15 protein-coding genes are annotated in these 16,868 nt (G+C 72.2%); 8 read left to right on the forward strand and 7 right to left on the reverse strand.

Annotated elements, in window-relative coordinates:
* Window positions 1-6: 6 nt before the first annotated feature.
* Complete coding sequence (locus tag ACFY0D_RS35680) at window positions 7-1,212, reverse strand: bifunctional adenosylcobinamide kinase/adenosylcobinamide-phosphate guanylyltransferase (RefSeq protein WP_390802066.1); 1,206 nt, start codon at window positions 1,210-1,212, stop codon at window positions 7-9.
* Between the two features lie 143 nt (window positions 1,213-1,355).
* Between ACFY0D_RS35680 and ACFY0D_RS35685 the strand changes: the two genes are divergently transcribed.
* Window positions 1,356-1,568, forward strand: a complete 213-nt coding sequence (locus ACFY0D_RS35685) for a hypothetical protein (RefSeq protein WP_030011614.1) — start codon at window positions 1,356-1,358, stop codon at window positions 1,566-1,568.
* A 239-nt stretch (window positions 1,569-1,807) separates the two neighbouring features.
* Here the strand turns inward: ACFY0D_RS35685 and katG are convergent, their stop codons facing one another.
* Complete coding sequence (katG, locus tag ACFY0D_RS35690; RefSeq protein WP_390802067.1) at window positions 1,808-3,997, reverse strand: catalase/peroxidase HPI; 2,190 nt, start codon at window positions 3,995-3,997, stop codon at window positions 1,808-1,810.
* A gap of 231 nt (window positions 3,998-4,228) precedes the next feature.
* Here katG and ACFY0D_RS35695 point away from each other — a divergent pair, with 231 nt between their 5' ends.
* Entirely contained in the window at window positions 4,229-4,657 is a 429-nt protein-coding gene (locus tag ACFY0D_RS35695) for a Fur family transcriptional regulator (protein ID WP_390802068.1), read from the forward strand.
* 18 nt (window positions 4,658-4,675) lie between these two features.
* On the opposite strand, the gene ACFY0D_RS35700 is transcribed toward ACFY0D_RS35695, so the two are convergent.
* Window positions 4,676-5,677, reverse strand: coding sequence for an AraC family transcriptional regulator (locus ACFY0D_RS35700; RefSeq protein WP_390802069.1), 1,002 nt, complete (start codon window positions 5,675-5,677; stop codon window positions 4,676-4,678).
* Between the two features lie 192 nt (window positions 5,678-5,869).
* Here ACFY0D_RS35700 and ACFY0D_RS35705 point away from each other — a divergent pair, with 192 nt between their 5' ends.
* Entirely contained in the window at window positions 5,870-6,634 is a 765-nt protein-coding gene (locus ACFY0D_RS35705) for a type 1 glutamine amidotransferase domain-containing protein (RefSeq protein WP_390802070.1), read from the forward strand.
* 84 nt (window positions 6,635-6,718) lie between these two features.
* On the opposite strand, the gene ACFY0D_RS35710 is transcribed toward ACFY0D_RS35705, so the two are convergent.
* From ACFY0D_RS35710 to ACFY0D_RS35720, 3 genes are all read right to left on the reverse strand, one after another.
* The gene (locus tag ACFY0D_RS35710) at window positions 6,719-8,002 is read right to left on the reverse strand and encodes an AI-2E family transporter (protein WP_390802071.1); all 1,284 of its coding nucleotides are present in this window, start codon (window positions 8,000-8,002) and stop codon (window positions 6,719-6,721) included.
* 249 nt (window positions 8,003-8,251) lie between these two features.
* Entirely contained in the window at window positions 8,252-9,043 is a 792-nt protein-coding gene (locus tag ACFY0D_RS35715) for a class I SAM-dependent methyltransferase (protein WP_390802072.1), read from the reverse strand.
* A 17-nt stretch (window positions 9,044-9,060) separates the two neighbouring features.
* Complete coding sequence (locus ACFY0D_RS35720) at window positions 9,061-9,669, reverse strand: DUF3043 domain-containing protein (protein ID WP_390802073.1); 609 nt, start codon at window positions 9,667-9,669, stop codon at window positions 9,061-9,063.
* Window positions 9,670-9,932: 263 nt separating this feature from the next.
* Between ACFY0D_RS35720 and ACFY0D_RS35725 the strand changes: the two genes are divergently transcribed.
* Complete coding sequence (locus tag ACFY0D_RS35725; RefSeq protein ID WP_301371625.1) at window positions 9,933-10,727, forward strand: PspA/IM30 family protein; 795 nt, start codon at window positions 9,933-9,935, stop codon at window positions 10,725-10,727.
* A 13-nt stretch (window positions 10,728-10,740) separates the two neighbouring features.
* Window positions 10,741-11,019: a hypothetical protein gene (locus tag ACFY0D_RS35730; protein ID WP_301371626.1), complete on the forward strand. Its 279-nt coding sequence runs from the start codon at window positions 10,741-10,743 to the stop codon at window positions 11,017-11,019.
* Between the two features lie 71 nt (window positions 11,020-11,090).
* Here the strand turns inward: ACFY0D_RS35730 and ACFY0D_RS35735 are convergent, their stop codons facing one another.
* Window positions 11,091-11,864 (reverse strand): hypothetical protein, encoded by a 774-nt coding sequence (locus tag ACFY0D_RS35735; RefSeq protein ID WP_390802074.1) that lies wholly within the window; start codon window positions 11,862-11,864, stop codon window positions 11,091-11,093.
* A gap of 100 nt (window positions 11,865-11,964) precedes the next feature.
* Here ACFY0D_RS35735 and cobS point away from each other — a divergent pair, with 100 nt between their 5' ends.
* The 3 genes from cobS to ACFY0D_RS35750 all read left to right on the forward strand — a co-directional run bounded on the left by cobS (window position 11,965) and on the right by ACFY0D_RS35750 (window position 16,794).
* The gene (cobS, locus tag ACFY0D_RS35740) at window positions 11,965-12,756 is read left to right on the forward strand and encodes an adenosylcobinamide-GDP ribazoletransferase (RefSeq protein ID WP_390802088.1); all 792 of its coding nucleotides are present in this window, start codon (window positions 11,965-11,967) and stop codon (window positions 12,754-12,756) included.
* A 32-nt stretch (window positions 12,757-12,788) separates the two neighbouring features.
* Window positions 12,789-13,517 (forward strand): response regulator, encoded by a 729-nt coding sequence (locus ACFY0D_RS35745; RefSeq protein WP_390802075.1) that lies wholly within the window; start codon window positions 12,789-12,791, stop codon window positions 13,515-13,517.
* 136 nt (window positions 13,518-13,653) lie between these two features.
* A complete protein-coding gene (locus tag ACFY0D_RS35750) occupies window positions 13,654-16,794 on the forward strand; it encodes an efflux RND transporter permease subunit (RefSeq protein WP_390802076.1) in 3,141 nt (1,046 codons plus the stop codon).
* Window positions 16,795-16,868: the final 74 nt, after the last annotated feature.

Genomic DNA, 16,868 nt, shown 5'->3' on the forward strand with positions numbered 1-16,868 from the left:
CCCGCGCTATTCCTTGAGCACGGTCACCAGGCCCGCGACGACGAGAAGCACGTGCTCGCACTCGCCCGCGACGGCCGCGTTCAGCCGGCCCAGCTCGTCGCGGAAGCGGCGGCCCGACGTGGTCGCCGGGACGACGCCCGAGCCGACCTCGTTGCTGACCAGCACCACCGGACGGCGGGTCGCGCGTACGGCCGCCACCAGCTCGGCGGTCCGCTCGGCGAGCTGCTGCTGCCCGCCCTTGGCCCACACCGCGTCGTCCCACGCCCCGGCCCGGTCCATCGCGTCCGTCAGCCACAGCGCCAGGCAGTCGATCAGCAGCGGCGGCCCGTCGGCGGCCAGCAGCGGAACCAGCTCGCACGTCTCCACCGTCCGCCAGCTCCCCGGCCGGCGCTCCCGGTGCAGGCCGACCCGCTGGGCCCATTCCGCGTCGCCGCCCCGGGTGCCGCCGGTGGCCACGTAGACCACCTCCGGGAAGGCCTCCAGCCGCCGCTCCGCCTCCACGGACTTGCCGGAGCGCGCCCCGCCCAGCACCAGGGTCCGGCGCGGCAGGTCCGGCACCGCGCGGTACTCCCCGACGATCACGGTCGTCCCGTCCGGCACCGCCCGGGCCCCGGCCGCCGCGCACCGGCGCTCCAGCTCCCGGCCCGGCGGGGTGTCGTGGTCCAGGTGGACGGCGATCACGTCCGTCGCCGGGCCGACGGCGCCGCTCGCCCGCAGCCGCGCCAGCGCCTCGGGCCGGCCCAGCACATCCATGAGGACCATGTCGTACGGGCGCCGCCCGGCCTGGTCGGCGACCCCGGCCGGGGACCCGCCCGGCGGCAGGTACAGCAGCCGGGCGCCGTCCGGGCCCGTCACCTCGTACCCGGTGCCGGGCGCGTCCATCGGCACCGCCCGCACCCGGTGCCCCGAGATCACCGCGAGCTCCCGCCCGTCCGGCACCCGCCCGGCGGCCGGCAGTCCGGGCGGCAGCTCGACAGGGGGCCCGTCGTGCGGGTGGGTCAGCAGCACCTGCCGCACACCGGCCAGCGAATGCCCGGCCCGGGCGCCCGCCAGCACCGCCCCGGGGGTCAGGTCCAGCAGCAGCGCCCCGTCGACGAGGACGGCGGTGGCGGCGCGGGAGCGCGAGCCGACGGAGACGGCGCAGGCCGCACAGGGGCAGCCCGGGCGGGGCAGGCCCTCGGGTGTTCCGGTGCCGAGCAGAGTGAGTTCCACAGGGTGATCCTCCCGCGTCGCCGAGACTGCTGCGCGCCCGGTTACTCTGCGGGCAGACTGAGGGGGTGTCGCGTCGACCGCGAGCGCGGCCTGGTCAACGCGGCACCCCCTGTACAGGAAGTGTGCGAGCAACGGAGGCGGACATGGCGTGGACGTGGCGGTTCGAGACGGCCGACGGCACCGAGACGAGCCCGTCGGTGGTACCCGAGGAGTTCACCACGCAGGGGGACGCGGAGTCCTGGATCGGCGAGTACTGGAAGGACCTGCTGGAAGGCGGCGTCGAGCAGGTGAAGCTGTCCGACGACGGCGGGACCGAGCTCTACACGATGAGCCTGCGCGCCGCCCTGGACGCGTAGCCGTTCCATAGGCACGAGAACGACGGAGCCGCCGGGTCTGCGACCCGGCGGCTCCGTCGTTCTGAAGGAAACGGTCTAGGTCCTGTCGTCAAAGTGGCGTCGGTAAGGCCCGCGGCGTCCGGTGCCGTGCATCGCAAGGCGGAGGGGCGCCCGTGTACTGGACGTACTCGGGCGCCCCGACAACGCGGCGAGGTGCGGTGCCGGACGCCGCGGGCCAGACGGGACTTTGACGACAGGGCCTAGGCGAGGTCGAACCGGTCGAGGTTCATCACCTTGTCCCAGGCGGAGACGAAGTCACGGACGAACTTCTCTCCCGCGTCCTTCGACGCGTACACCTCCGCGAGGGCTCGCAGCTGGGCGTGCGAACCGAAGACGAGGTCCACCGCGGTCGCCGTCCACCTGACGTTGCCCGTGGCGTGGTCCCGGGCCTCGAACACGTTCTCCGCCGACTCCGACGCCTTCCACTGCGTACCCATGTCGAGCAGGTTGACGAAGAAGTCGTTGGTCAGCGCCTCCGGGCGGTCCGTGAACACGCCGTGCCGGGCCTGTCGGAAGCCGGTGTTCATGGCCCGCATGCCGCCGACGAGCACCGTCATCTCGGGCGCGGTCAGGTTCAGCATGGAGGCACGGTCCAGCAGAAGTGCCTCCGGGGACAGCTTCTCGCCCGCCTGCAGGTAGTTCCGGAACCCGTCCGCCTTCGGCTCCAGGACGGCGAAGGCCTCCACGTCGGTCTGCTCCTGCGAGGCATCCGTGCGCCCCGGTGCGAACGGCACCTCGATGTCGTACCCGGCGTTCTTCGCGCCCTGTTCGACGGCCGCGCAGCCGCCCAGCACGATCAGGTCGGCGAGCGAAACCTTCTTCCCGCCGGCCTGTGCCCCGTTGAAGTCCTGCTGGATCCCTTCCAGCTTCCGCACCGCCTCGGCGACCTCGGGCAGGTCGTTGGCCTCCCAGTCCTTCTGCGGCGCGAGCCGGATCCGGGCCCCGTTGGCCCCGCCCCGCATGTCGGTGCCGCGGAAGCTCGACGCCGCCGCCCAGGCGGTGACGACCAGCTGGGGGAGGGACAGCCCCGAGGCGAGGATCGTGCGCTTGAGGGCGGCGACGTCCTCGCCGCCGACCAGCTCGTGATCGACCGCGGGCACGGGGTCCTGCCACAGCTGCGGTTCGGGGACCCACGGGCCCAGGTAGCGCGAGATCGGACCCATGTCGCGGTGCAGCAGCTTGTACCAGGCCCTCGCGAACGCGTCGGCGAGCTTGTCCGGGTTCTCGTGGAAGCTCTTCGCGATCGGTGCGTAGACCGGATCCATCCGCAGCGCGAGGTCCGTCGTCAGCATCATCGGCGCGTGCCGCTTCGACGGATCATGGGCGTCCGGCACCGTGCCCTGCGCCGAGGGGTCCTTGGGGGTCCACTGCTGGGCACCGGCCGGGCTCGTGGTCAGTTCCCACTCGTACCGGAACAGGTTGTCCAGGTACCCGTTGTCCCACTTCGTCGGCTCGGTGGTCCACGCGCCCTCCAGCCCGCTGGTGAGCGCGTCGGCGCCGCTGCCGGTGCCGTAGGTGTTCTTCCAGCCGATCCCCTGCTGCTCGATCGGGCAGGCCTCGGGCTCGGGCCCGATGTAGTCGGCGCCGACCGCACCGTGGCACTTGCCGAACGTGTGGCCGCCGACGATGAGCGCGACCGTCTCCTCGTCGTTCATGGCCATGCGCGCGAACGTCTCGCGAATGTCCCGGGCGGCGGCGACCGGGTTCGGGTCGCCGTTGGGCCCCTCCGGATTGACGTAGATCAGCCCCATCTGCACGGCGCCGAAGGGGCCGGAGAGTTCCCTGTCGCCGCTGTAGCGCTCATCTCCGAGCCAGGTGTCCTCGGGCCCCCAGAAAACCTCCTCGGGTTCCCAGATGTCCTCCCGCCCGAAGGCGAAACCGAACGTCTTGAAACCCATCGATTCCATGGCGCAGTTGCCGGCGAACACCAAAAGGTCGGCCCATGAGATTTTCCGGCCGTATTTCTGCTTGACCGGCCAGAGCAGGCGGCGCGCCTTGTCGAGGCTCGCATTGTCAGGCCAGCTGTTGAGAGGGGCGAACCGCTGGGCGCCGGCTCCGCCGCCACCCCGGCCGTCGGCGATGCGGTACGTTCCCGCGGAATGCCAGCTCATCCGGATGAAGAGCGGGCCGTAGTGGCCGTAGTCCGCGGGCCACCAGTCCTGCGACGCCGTCATCACCTCGAAGACGTCCCGCTTCAGGGCGTCGAGGTCCAGGGTCGCGAACTCTTCCGCGTAGTCGAAATCGTCGCCCATCGGATCGGCCAGGGGCGAATTCTGGTGCAGAACCTGAAGGTCCAGCTGGTTCGGCCACCAGTCCCGATTCGACCTGGGGCGAGTCGGCGCGGGGGTCGGGGCAGGGATTACTGGGTTCTCGCTGTCGCTGCCGGACACGTCCGTCCTTCTTCCTGTGTCGATGTTTCCATCTGCTGGCTGCTTGCGTCGGCGCGTCCGTATGGTCGCGCACCGAAGGGCCCGCCGCCGCGAGAACACGCAGGGCGCGGGCGCGTGGAAAACACCCGGAATTCGGATCGGCGTCCCTTCCCGACGGTTCCGCTTCCCGGCGGGTCGGGATCCATATCGCTAACGTTCTGTTGTCCTGCCGAGCCGAAAAGGTGAGCCGATATGAGTGACCTCCTGAAGCGGCTTCGGGAGCGCGGCTGGCGGATGACGTCCCAGCGGCGTGTCGTCGTGGAGGTCCTCGACGGCGATCACGTGCACCTCACGGCGGACGAGGTGCACGCCCGTGCGGCGCAGCGGCTGCCCGAGATCGCCCGGGCGACCGTCTACAACACCCTGGGCGGGCTGGTCGCGATCGGGGAGGTGGTGGAGGTCTGCGTACGGGGCCGGGGCAAGCGCTTCGACCCCAACGCGCACCACCCGCACCAGCACTTGGTGTGCACCGGCTGCGGCACCATCCGCGACGTACATGCGGCCGGCCCGCCGGCCGATCTGCCGCCGGGGGAGCGGTTCGGCTTCATCGTGTCCGCGGTCGAGGTCACCTACCGCGGGTTGTGCCCTTCCTGCGCCTCCGGGACGGGTCAGGCGTCGTGACCGTGTCCGTGACCGTGCTCATGCGGAGCCCGTGTCCCGGGCCCGGTACGCGCCGGGGGTGATGCCCTCCCACCGGGTGAACGCGCGGACCAGGGCCGTGGCACCGCTCAGGCCCACGAGCGGGGCGATCCGGTCGAGCGGCAGGTCCGAGGTCTCCAGCAGCCGACGGGCCCGGCGGTGCCGGGCCGCGTCGAGGAGGGCCCGCCAGGAGGTGCCCTCCTCCTGGAGGGCCCGGCGCAGGGTGCGGGGGCTGAGGTGGACGCCCCGGCCTGCGTCGGCGAGGCCGGTGCCGTCGAGCGGGGCGTGGTCCAGCCACTGCCGGACCCGCTCCGCGAGGGTCACGGAGGTCGACAGCTCCCGCAGCAGCCGGTCGGCGTAGGCGCGGTGCAGGGCGCCGAGTTCGGGGTCGCGCGGGGCGCGGGGCCGGTCGAGATCGAGGTTGGCGACGGTGAGCGCGTTCTCCGCGGCGCCGAAGGTGACCGGGCAGCCGAGGATCCGGGCGTACGGCTGCGCGGAGCCGGTCCGGGCGTGGGTGAAGGACACCGACAGCGGCGCCCAGTCGTCCCCGGCGATCCAGCGGGCGGCCCGCACGATGCCGGCGAGGATCGCTTCCACCTGCTGGGGGTGCATGGTGGCCGGGTCGACGGTCGGCCGGTACCGGATACGGGTGGCCTCGCCGCCGCGTTCCACGGAGACCCTGCCGGCCTGGCTGACCAGGGGGTGGTAGCGGACCGCCGCTTCGGCGGCCTCCGCGAGGCTCGCGCAGGTGAGTACGACGTGGCCGAGGACGTGCAGACTGCCCGGCTTGATCCCGTCCCCGACGCGCAGACCGGCGTGCGGGTCACCACCGCGGGCGCCGATCACCGTGTCCCACAGGGCGCGCACCTCGGTGAACGGGAGCCGGTCCACGGGCGAGGCCCAGGCATCGGGCCCGGTCGTGCCGTCGGCGCCGCCCGGCGTGGCGTTCAGGACGGCGCGCGCGTAGGACGCGGCGACGGTGGACGGCTCGATGCTGGGCATGGCGGCAGTCAATGCCGGGCGGGGTCCGCCGTCAACCGGCCGTGGGGGCCGGGGGAGTCAACGAGGTGGCCGCCAGGGTGAATGACCGGGCGCGGCGGCGCTCCTAGGGTCGGGCTGCCCGTTGCGGCAGGCCGCCCGCAGACCCGCCGGGACGCAGCCGGTTCGCCTCATGCGCACCCGAAGGAGCACCCTTTGATCGTCTTTCTGCTGCCCTCGTCCGGCTACGACCCGACCGAGGCGGCCGTGCCCTGGGCCGCGCTGCGGGACGCCGGGTACGACGTGCGGTTCGCGACCCCCGACGGGCGGATCGCACCGGCCGACCGCCGGCTGACGGACACCGGCTTCTCCTGGCTCTCCCCGTGGCTGATGACCCGGCGCGCCGAGCTGGCGGCCTACCGGCGGCTGACCGACGACCCCTGGTTCCGCGCCCCGCTGTCCTACACCGAGGTCGACCCGGCCCGCCTGACGGGGCTGTTCGTACCCGGCGGGCACGCCCAGGGGATGCGGACCCTGCTGGAGGACACGGCCGCCCAGCGGCTGTTCGCACGGGCCTTCCTGCTGGGGCTGCCGGTGGGGGCGGTGTGCCACGGTGTGCTGCTGGCCGCGCGGGCGAAGGACCCCACGACCGGGCGGTCGGTGCTCCACGGCCGGCGGACCACCGCGCTGACCTCGCTGCTGGAACTGACCGCCTGGAACCTGACCCGGCTGTGGCTGGGCCGCTACTACCGGACCTACCCGGCGACCGTCCAGGCGGAGGTCACCGCGGCCCTCGCGGATCCGGGCCACTTCCTGGCCGGCCCGCCGCTGCCGCTCCGGGACACCGCGGGTCGCCCCGGCCGCGGTTTCACCGTGCGGGACGGCAACTACGTCTCCGCCCGCTGGCCGGGGGACTGCCACCGCCTGGCGGCGGACTACCTCGCGCTCGTCCGCTCGCACCGCCGCGCGCACCGGGTGTGACCGGTCGCACCCGGTCCCCGTTCGGCCGGTGGGCCGAGGGCCGGGAGCCGGGGGCTGCGGATTCCTGCCGGTCCGCTCAGGGCGTCAGGTGGGTCCCCGGTCCGGCGCCGCGGGCGGATCCGCCCGCTCCTCCTCGACCGCCACGGGCGACCCGTCCGGCGAACCGTCGTCCCCGCTGTTGGCGCGCAGGTGCCCGACCACCGTATTGGCCACCGCGACCAGCGGGACGGCGACGACCGCTCCGCCGATGCCGGCGACCACTCCGCCGGTGGCGACGGCCAGGACCACGGCCAGCGGGTGGACCCGTACGGCCCTGCCGAGGATGAACGGCTGCAGCACGTGGCCCTCGATCTGCTGGACGACGAGCACCACCAGCAGGGTCATCAGCGCGGTGAAGACCCCCTGGGTGACCAGTGCGACGACCACCGCGAGGGCCCCGGACGCGACGGCGCCCACGAGGGGCACGAACGAGGCCAGGAAGATCACCACGGCGATGGGCACGGCGAGCGGCACGCCCAGGAAGTAGATGCCGAGCCCGATGAAGAGTGCGTCGATGAAGGCGACGATCAAGGTTCCGCGGACATAGGCGGTCAGGGTGCCCCAGGCGGCCGGCCCCGCGTCGGCGACATCCGGCCGGGCGGCTGCCGGGACCAGCTTCAGCGTCCACTGCCAGATGCGCCTGCCGTCGTACAGCAGGAAGAGCGTCGAGAACATCGCCAGCAGCATTCCGGTGATGATCTCCACCAGGACGGTCACCCCCCGGAGCCCCGTCGAGGTGATCTCGCTGGTACTGGTGCCGATGGCATTGCTCAGACTGCCGGCGACATCGTTGATCTGCTGCTCGGTCACGTGGAAGGGGCTGTCGAGGAGCCATCGTTTCAGCTCCTCGATGCCTTCCTGCAGCCGCCCGGACAGATTGTCCAGGTTGTCGAGCACCTGCCAGACGACGAACCAGCCGATCAGGCCCAGGACGACGAACCCGAAGAGCGCGGTGAGGGCGGTGGACAGCCCCCGGGAGAGCCCCGCACGGTGCAGCCGGGCGACCGTCGGTTCCAGCAGGGCGGTGATCAGCAGCGCGGCCGCGAAGGCGAGGACGACGAGCCGGACCGAACCGATCACCCGCATGATGACCCACACGGCGGCCGCGAGCACCAGGAACCGCCAGCCGGCCTCGGCCGCGACCCGTACACCCCAGGGCACCGCCCGGGCGGGGTCCGGGTTGCGCGGACGGCCCCGGCGGGCCTCCGCGACCCGCTGCCGCTCGGCCAGCAGCTCTGCTTCGTGCCGCGCCTGCACCTGCGCACGACGCTCGCCGAGCGCCGCGGCGCCGGCCTTCACGCGTCCGGGCCAGGTACGGATTCCAGGCATGCCGAACCTCCTTCCTCATCCGGCCGTCTGCCCCGGATTCCGGGGATCAGGCCGGTGCGGCCCGAGGCGTTCGGACGGACTTGGGGAGGGATTCGAGCGGATTTCGGGCGTACCGGGGCGTGTCAGGCCGGGAAGGGATACGAGGGCCTCCTGGACCGGCGAAGACGTCGCAGTCCCCACCGAACCCGGAAGGCCCTCACCCGTTCAAGAACCCGGCACGCGAGTCATCGGCGTCCCGGGACGACTCATCTATCCCCGTACCCCGCACAGGTGCAGCAGCGCCGCCACACCCCGGTAGGGGTCGATCCGGCCGGCGCGGTCCTCGGCGGCCAGCAGCCGCTCCAGCTCCTCGTCGGGTGGCAGGATCTCGCCCGCCTCGGTGCCGTCGGTGAAGACGCGCACGCCGTACCATGACTGCAGCGGCGCACCGATCCCCGACAGGGTGGCCGTCAGTCCGGCCAGCCGGTCCGCGCGGACGTCCAGGCCCAGCCGATTCGTGTAGTCGGTCGAGTCGAACGCGGCCAGCGCGCCCTTCCAGTCGCCGTCCAGGCCCGGCCGCATGGCGAGCGCGTCGCCGTTGCGCACCAGCAGGGACAGCAGTCCGCCCGGGGCCAGCATCCGGGCCAGCCCGGCCAGCATGGCGTCCGGTTCGGGTACGTACATCAGCACCCCGTGGCACAGCACCACGTCGAAGCTGCCCGGCAGGAAGTGGGCCCCGGTCTCGCGGCCGTCGCCCTCCAGGAGGCTGACGCGGTCGCGGATCCCTTCGGGTTCCGCGGCCAGCGCCTCACGGGCGACGGCCAGCATGCCCGCGTCCTGCTCCAGGCCCGTCACCTTGTGCCCGGCGCGGGCCAGCCGCAGTGCCTGCGTGCCCTGGCCCATGCCTACGTCGAGTACGCGCAGCCGCTGCCCGACCGGGAAGCGCTGCGCGATCTGCTCGTCGACCTGCCGGCCCACGAGCTCCTGCCGGACGGCGTTGCGCAGCCCGCCCAGGCCTTCGAGCCAGAGGCGGGCGCCTTCCGCGAAGCCTTCCCCCGACATGCCGGGCGTCGCTCGGCTCAGGGCCGTTCCCCTCGCTTGACCTGCGGCTTGGGAAGACGGAGCCGGCGCATCTGGAGGGTGCGCATGAGGCCGTAGGCGATGGCGCCGCGGCGGGGCTCGTCCGGGAAGCGCGTGACCAGGGCCTTGCGGAGGCGCAGGACCAGGCCGACGGAGTCGAGGAGGATCAGGACGATCACACCGAGCCACAGCATCAGCGCGATGTTCTGGATCGCCGGCTGCCGCACCATGCTCAGGACCAGGATGACCACCGCCAGGGGCAGGAACATCTCGGCGACCGAGTAGCGGGAGTCCACGTAGTCGCGGACGAACCGGCGGACGGGGCCCTTGTCACGGGTCGGCAGGTAACGCTCGTCGCCATTGGCCAGCGCTTCGCGCTGCTTGGCCATCTCGGTACGGCGACGCTCACGGGCTCGCTTGGCATCCTCCTTGCGGTTGCCGGTCGAGGCCACCACGGCCTTGCGCTGCGACTGGGCCACAGCACGCTTCGGCGTAGGGCGGCCCTTCGGGGCCTGCGGGTCACGGGGCTGCGAGAGGTCGGCGCTCACCTTGTCGGTGGCGGCGGCCTTCTCTTCCTTGGAGGAGCGGCTACCAAACACAAAACCCAAGCCTACGTGGTTGCGGGCATGGGCCCCACCCCGCTGGGGAACGATCCGGCAACGGCGGGCGTCCTTCCCCTTGCACGGTTCGTGCGGTGGGCCCGTTCTCCTGGGATCACCTACTCCTTACGCCTGATGGGGCGCGGGCGTAGTCGTCCTGGAGGAGGAGCGCATCCGTACTCGAACAGTGCGGTAATGGAGACAGGGCCCGTACTGTGGGTTCTGTCGGTGACCTGGAGCACAGTCCGTCTAGAAGGGGGCGCGCGAAGCCCATGAGCGGTGTCATGAAGCGTATGGGGATGATCTTCCGCGCGAAGGCGAACAAGGCCCTTGACCGGGCCGAGGACCCGCGCGAAACCCTCGACTACTCGTACCAGAAGCAGCTGGAGCTGCTGCAGAAGGTGCGCCGCGGAGTCGCCGACGTGGCGACCTCCCGCAAGCGCCTGGAGCTGCAGCTCAACCAGCTCCAGGGGCAGTCCGCCAAGCTGGAGGACCAGGGCCGCAAGGCCCTCGCCCTGGGCCGCGAGGACCTGGCCCGCGAGGCCCTGTCCCGGCGCGCCTCGCTCCAGCAGCAGGTCAGCGACCTGGAGGTGCAGCACCAGACCCTGCAGGGCGAGGAGGAGAAGCTGACCCTCGCCGCCCAGCGGCTCCAGGCCAAGGTGGACGCCTTCCGTACGAAGAAGGAGACCATCAAGGCCACCTACACCGCGGCCCAGGCGCAGACCCGGATCGCGGAGTCCTTCTCCGGCATCTCCGAGGAGATGAGCGACGTCGGCCTGGCCATCCAGCGGGCCGAGGACAAGACCGCCCAGCTGCAGGCCCGCGCCGGTGCGATCGACGAGCTGCTGGCCTCCGGCGCGCTCGACGACCAGAGCGGCCTCGGCTCCAAGGACGACATCCAGGCCGAGCTGGACCGCCTCTCGGGCGGTACGGACGTGGAGCTGGAGCTCCAGCGCATGAAGGCCGAGCTGGCGGGCGGCCCGTCCGCCCAGCAGCAGGCCATCGAGGGCGGCGCGCAGGGCAACGGTCAGCAGCCGCAGACTCCGCACCGGTTCGACAAGCAGTAGGACGGGGCCCGTCATGATTGTCCGCATCATGGGGGAAGGCCAGGTGGAAGTGGCCGACAGCCACTTCCCCGAGCTCAACAAGCTGGACGACGAACTGCTCGCGGAGATGGAGAGCGGCGACGAGGAGGGCTTCCGGCGGACGCTGGGCGCGCTGCTCGACGCCGTACGGCGGCTCGGCACACCGCTCCCGGACGACGCGCTGGAGCCGTCCGAGCTGATCCTCCCCGGTGATGACGCCGCCCTGGACGAGGTCAGGGAGATGCTCAGCGACGACGGCCTGATCCCGGGCTGAGCCCGGACCGGGTACACCGACGGCACGGCGGCGGGCCCTCCCCCTTCGACGGGGAGGGCCCGCCGCCGTCGTCAGTGCGGGGGCGGCTTCTCCAGGGAGATGCGGTGGTCCGGGTCCGGGGTCCCGCCGATGAAGTTCTCGAACCTGCGGCGCGGCCGCGCCCAGCGCCGGTCGTGGTGAAAGGCGCGCAGCCCGGCCTTGGCCCGGGCACGCGGCCGGTTCGCGTAGAACCGCTTCGCGTACGGGGAGCCGGGCCGGGCCAGCCGGATCGCGCCGACCAGCGCGACGAAGGGCACGACCAGGCCGAAGAGCGCGGTGCGCGCCTTGCCCTTCCACAGGGCGAGCAGGGAGAGGAAGAAGTTGGTGGCCCCGTTCATGACGACCAGGCCGCGGCTCTGACGCTCCTCGCTCGACAGGTCGTTCACCCCGAAGGGCACGAAACCGCCGATGACCAGGGCCACGATGGCGGCCGTGACGACCACGAGCTCCACGCTCTTGCGGCCCTGCTCGCTCCAGTAGACGTCGTCGAGGTGCAGGATGAGCGCGAACTCGTCCAGGACCAGGCCCGCGCCCAGGCCGAAGATCACGGCCGATGCCCACGCGCCGAAGCCGTACCGGCCGCTGCCGACCGCGCCGAAACCGCCGATGATCACGAGGATCACGCCCGGCACCACGTGGTGGATGTGCAGACCGCCCGGGGTGACGTTCTTGAAGGGGCCCCGGCCGGCCCGGATCGTCCGGGTGATCACACGGGTGACCAGGAACGACAACACAAAGGAGAGCAGGGCGAGCAGGAGCGGCAGCTTCCCCGGTTCGACGATGTTCCGATACCACCAGTGACCCATCCCACGGACTCCCTATTTGGCATGTAATGGGTAATTTACCGCTCGTGCTGAGCGGGTAGCGTTCCCGCCGATGACAGATTCGTACGACGGCCCGCCCCCGATGCCGCCCCCGGAACGCGCCTCGTTCCCCGACGGCGTCCGTTTCGCGTTCGGCACCCTCACCGTGCTGCCCGCCCGCATCACCCGCTGGGACCGCCCCGCCGCCCGCACCGGAATGGCCTGCGCCCCGCTCGCCGGGCTGGTCGTGGGCGTGCTCGCGGCCCTGCCCGGAGCGCTCCTGCTGCTGCTCGGCGGGGGCCCGCTGCTCGCCGCGGCCCTCACCGTCGCCGTACCGGCCGCGCTGACCCGGGGACTGCACCTCGACGGCCTCGCCGACACGGCCGACGGCCTCGGCAGTGCCAAACCCGCCGACCAGGCCCTGCGGATCATGAAACAGTCCGACATCGGCCCCTTCGGCGTCGTGACCCTGGTGATCGTGCTGCTCCTGCAGGTGGCCGCCCTGTCCGACATCTACGCCGACAGCTGGATCCGCGGCGCCCTCGCCGCCGTGGTCGCCGCCGTGGCGGCCCGCCTCGCCATGACCCTGGCCTGCCGGGAAGGCGTCCCGGCGGCCCGCCCCGGGGGACTCGGCGCCGCCGTCGCCGGGGTGGTCACGCGGCGCGCCGCCGTCCTGATCGCCATGCTCGTCACCGCCCTGGCCGCGGCCGCCGCACTCCCGCTGGGCCTCCCCGCCGCCGGCCGGAGCGCGGCGGCGGTCCTGGCCGCCCTGCTCGCCGCGGAACTGCTGCTCCGCCGCTGCGTACGCCGCTTCGACGGGGTCACCGGCGACGTCTTCGGCGCCCTGGCCGAGGTCGCGGCGACCACCGCCCTGATCGTCCTCGCCCTGGGCTGAGCGCGGACGGCGGGCCCGCGTACCCTCAGCCCGTGGACCAACCTTCGACGGACCTGCCCTCTGCCGCGCCCGTCAGGGTGCTGCTCGCCGACGACCAGGCGCTGCTGCGCAGCGCCTTCAAGGTGCTCGTCGACTCCGAGCCCGACATGGAGGTCGTCGGGGAGGCCTCCGACGGGGCCCAGGCCTTCGAACTCGCCCGCCGGATGCGCCCCGACGTCGTCCTCATGGACATCCGGATGCCCGGCACCGACGGGCTCGCCGCCACCCGCATGATCAGCGCGGACCCGGAACTGGCCGACGTGCGCGTGGTGATGCTGACGACCTTCGAGGTCGACGAGTACGTGGTCTCGGCCCTGCGGGCCGGCGCCTCGGGCTTCCTCGGCAAGGGCGCCGAGCCCGAGGAACTGCTCAACGCCATCCGCGTCGCCGCGGCCGGCGAGGCCCTGCTCTCCCCGGCCGCCACCAAAGGGCTCATCGCCACCTTCCTCGCCCAGGGCGGCGGCGCCGACCCGGCCGCCGCCGGAGCTTCGGCCGGGGCGCACGCGGAGCGGCTCGCCGCGCTGACCGTCCGGGAGCGCGAGGTCCTCGTACACGTCGCGGCCGGGCTGTCGAACGACGGGATCGCCGGGCGGCTGGAGGTCAGCCCGCTGACCGTCAAGACCCACGTGAACCGGGCCATGGCCAAGCTCGGCGCCCGCGACCGGGCCCAATTGGTGGTCATTGCCTACGAATCGGGACTGGTCCGCCCACGCGCGGAGTAGCACCGCCGGGTACGACGTACTCCAAACGCGGTATGCCGCACATAAGGACGACACCTGCGAGCGACGAAACGCGCCACCGCGGTGCGACAGGGTAGGAGTGCCCTCGCGTTCGTCACTGCAGAGAGATCTCATACCCATGTCGTGGCTGTCCCGCTTCAGCCTGGCCCAAAGGGCCTTGGTCGGCCTCGTGTCGATCGTCGCGCTCCTCTTCGGCGCCATAGCCATCCCGCAGCTCAAGCAGCAGCTGCTGCCCTCCATCGAATTGCCGATGGTGTCCGTGCTCGCGCCGTACCAGGGCGCCTCGCCCGACGTGGTCGAGAAGCAGGTCGTCGAACCGATCGAGTCCATGCTCAAGGGCGTCGACGGCATCACCGGCATCACCTCCACCGCCAGCGAGGGCAACGCCCTCATCATGGCCACCTTCGACTACGGCGACAGCGGCACCAAGCAGCTCGTCGCCGACGTCCAGCAGGCCGTGAACCGGGCCCGCGTCCGGCTGCCCGCCGAGGTGGACCCGCAGGTCGTGGCCGGCTCCACGGACGACATCCCGACCGTCATCCTGGCCGTCACCGCCGACAAGGACCAGCAGGCGCTCGCCGACCAGCTGGAACGTTCCGTCGTCCCCGTCCTCTCGGACATCGAGGGCGTCGGCCAGGTCACCGTCGACGGCGTCCAGGACCTCCAGGTCACCGTCACCCCCGACAACGCCAAGCTCGCGGCCGCCGGCCTCGACGGCGCCAAGCTCGCCGAGGGCCTCCAGGCGGGCGGCGCGGCCGTCCCCGCCGGCTCCTTCGACGAGGCGGGCAAGAACCGCACCGTGCGCGTCGGCGGCGGCTACACCTCCCTCGCCCAGCTGGAGGAGCTGCGCCTGACCCCGGGCCCGGGCAAGCCGGCCGTCCGCCTCGCCGACGTCGCCACCGTGAAGCAGGAGCCGGCCAAGGCCGTCTCCATCACCCGCACCAACGGCAAGCCCAGCCTCGCCCTCGTCCTCACCATGGACAAGGACGGCAGCGCCGTCGCCATCTCCGACGCCGTCAAGGACAAGCTGCCCGAGCTGCGCTCCGCGCTCGGCGCCGGCGCCGACCTGACCGTCGTCAGCGACCAGGGCCCGGCCGTCGCCAAGTCCATCTCCAGCCTCACCACCGAAGGCATGCTCGGCCTGCTCTTCGCGGTGATCGTGATCCTGGTCTTCCTGGCCTCGCTGCGCTCGACGCTGGTCACCGCGGTCTCCATCCCGCTGTCCGTCGTCCTCGCGCTCATCGTGCTGTGGACCCGCGACCTGTCGCTCAACATGCTGACCCTGGGCGCCCTCACCATCGCCATCGGCCGCGTGGTCGACGACTCGATCGTGGTCCTGGAGAACATCAAGCGCCACCTCGGCTACGGCGAGGAGCGCGAGGCCGCGATCATCACCGCGGTCAAGGAGGTCGCCGGCGCGGTCACCTCCTCCACCCTCACCACCGTCGCCGTCTTCCTGCCGATCGGCCTCACCGGCGGCATGATCGGCGAGCTCTTCGGCTCCTTCTCGCTCACCGTCACCGCGGCCCTGCTGGCCTCGCTGCTCGTCTCGCTGACGGTCGTACCGGTGCTCTCGTACTGGTTCCTCAGCGCGCCCAAGGGCGTCGAGCCCGGGAACGCCGAAAGCGCGGCCAAGGCCCGCCGCGAGGCCGAGGAGAAGGAGGCGCGCAGCCGCCTCCAGCTCCTCTACGTCCGCGTCCTGGGCTTCGCCACCCGGCGCCGGCTGACCAGTGTGGCCATCGCCGTGGTCGTCCTCGTCGGCACCTTCGGGATGACCCCGATGCTGAAGACCAACTTCTTCGACCAGGGCGAGCAGGAAGTCCTGACGGTCAAGCAGGAACTCGCCCCCGGCACCTCGCTGGCCGCCTCCGACGAGGCGAGCCGCAAGATCGAGCAGGTGCTGGCCTCGGTCGAAGGGGTCAAGAGCTACCAGGTCACCGTCGGCTCCTCCGGCTTCCTCGCGGCCTTCGGCGGCGGTACGGGCTCCAACCAGGCCTCGTACCAGGTCAGCCTCAAGGACTCCGGCAAGGCGGACGCCGTCAAGAAGGGCATCGAGGGCAAGCTGGCCGCCCTCGACGGCATCGGCGAGACCCGCATCGTGGCGGGCGACGGCTTCGGCAGCCAGAACCTCAGCGTGGTCGTCAAGGCCGGCGACGGCAAGGTCCTCGCCGAGGCCGCCGAGCAGGTCCGCGTCGAGGTCGCGAAGCTCAAGAACGTCGCCGACGTGCAGAGCGACCTCTCCCAGTCCGTCCCCCGCATCTCCGTGACCGCCACGCCCAAGGCGGCCGAGGCCGGCCTGAACCAGGCCGCGCTCGGCGCGATCGTCGCGCAGGCCGTCCGGGGCAACCCGGCGGGCAAGGCCGTGCTCGACGACACCGAGCGGGACATCGTCATCAGGTCCGCGCAGCCGGCCACCACCCTGGCCGAACTGCAGGCGCTCCCGGTCGGCCCGGTCAAGCTCGGCGACATCGCCGAGGTCAAGGAGGTCCCCGGCCCGGTCGCGATGACCCGGATCGACGGCGCCCGCGCCGCCACCGTCACCGCGCGGCCGCTCGGCGACAACACCGGCGCGGTCAGCGCCGAGCTGCAGACCAAGCTCAAGGCCCTGGACCTGCCGGAGGGCGCCACCGCATCCATCGGCGGCGTCTCCGAGGACCAGGACGAGGCCTTCGGCTCGCTGGGCCTGGCCATGCTCGCGGCCATCGCGATCGTGTTCATGCTGCTGGTCGCGACCTTCCGGTCGCTGATCCAGCCGCTGATCCTGCTGGTCTCCATCCCGTTCGCGGCGACCGGCGCACTCGGCCTGCTCATCGCCACCGGCACCCCGATGGGCGTCCCGGCGATGATCGGCATGCTGATGCTCATCGGCATCGTGGTGACCAACGCGATCGTCCTGATCGACCTGGTCAACCAGTACCGCGCCCAGGGCCTGGGCGTCGTGGAAGCGGTCGTCGAGGGCGGCCGCCACCGGCTGCGCCCGATCCTGATGACGGCCCTGGCGACGATCTTCGCGCTGCTCCCGATGGCGCTGGGCGTCACCGGCGAGGGCGGCTTCATCTCGCAGCCGCTCGCGGTCGTGGTGATCGGCGGCCTGGTCAGCTCCACCCTGCTGACGCTGCTGCTCGTACCGACCCTCTACACGATGGTCGAGCTCCGCAAGGAGCGCCGCCGCGCCAAGCGCACGGCGAAGCGCGAGGCCCGTCTGACGGTGGTCCCGGCCCCCTCCGCCACGGAGGAAGAGGTCCCGGCCAAGGCCTGACACTCCTCGCACAACGGCCGAAGGGCCGCTCCTCGGATCGAGGGGCGGCCCTTCGGGCATGTGCGGGGGGAGGC

This window comes from Streptomyces sp. NPDC001502 (assembly GCF_042894785.1).
GTDB classification, from domain to species: Bacteria; Actinomycetota; Actinomycetes; order Streptomycetales; family Streptomycetaceae; genus Streptomyces; species Streptomyces kutzneri.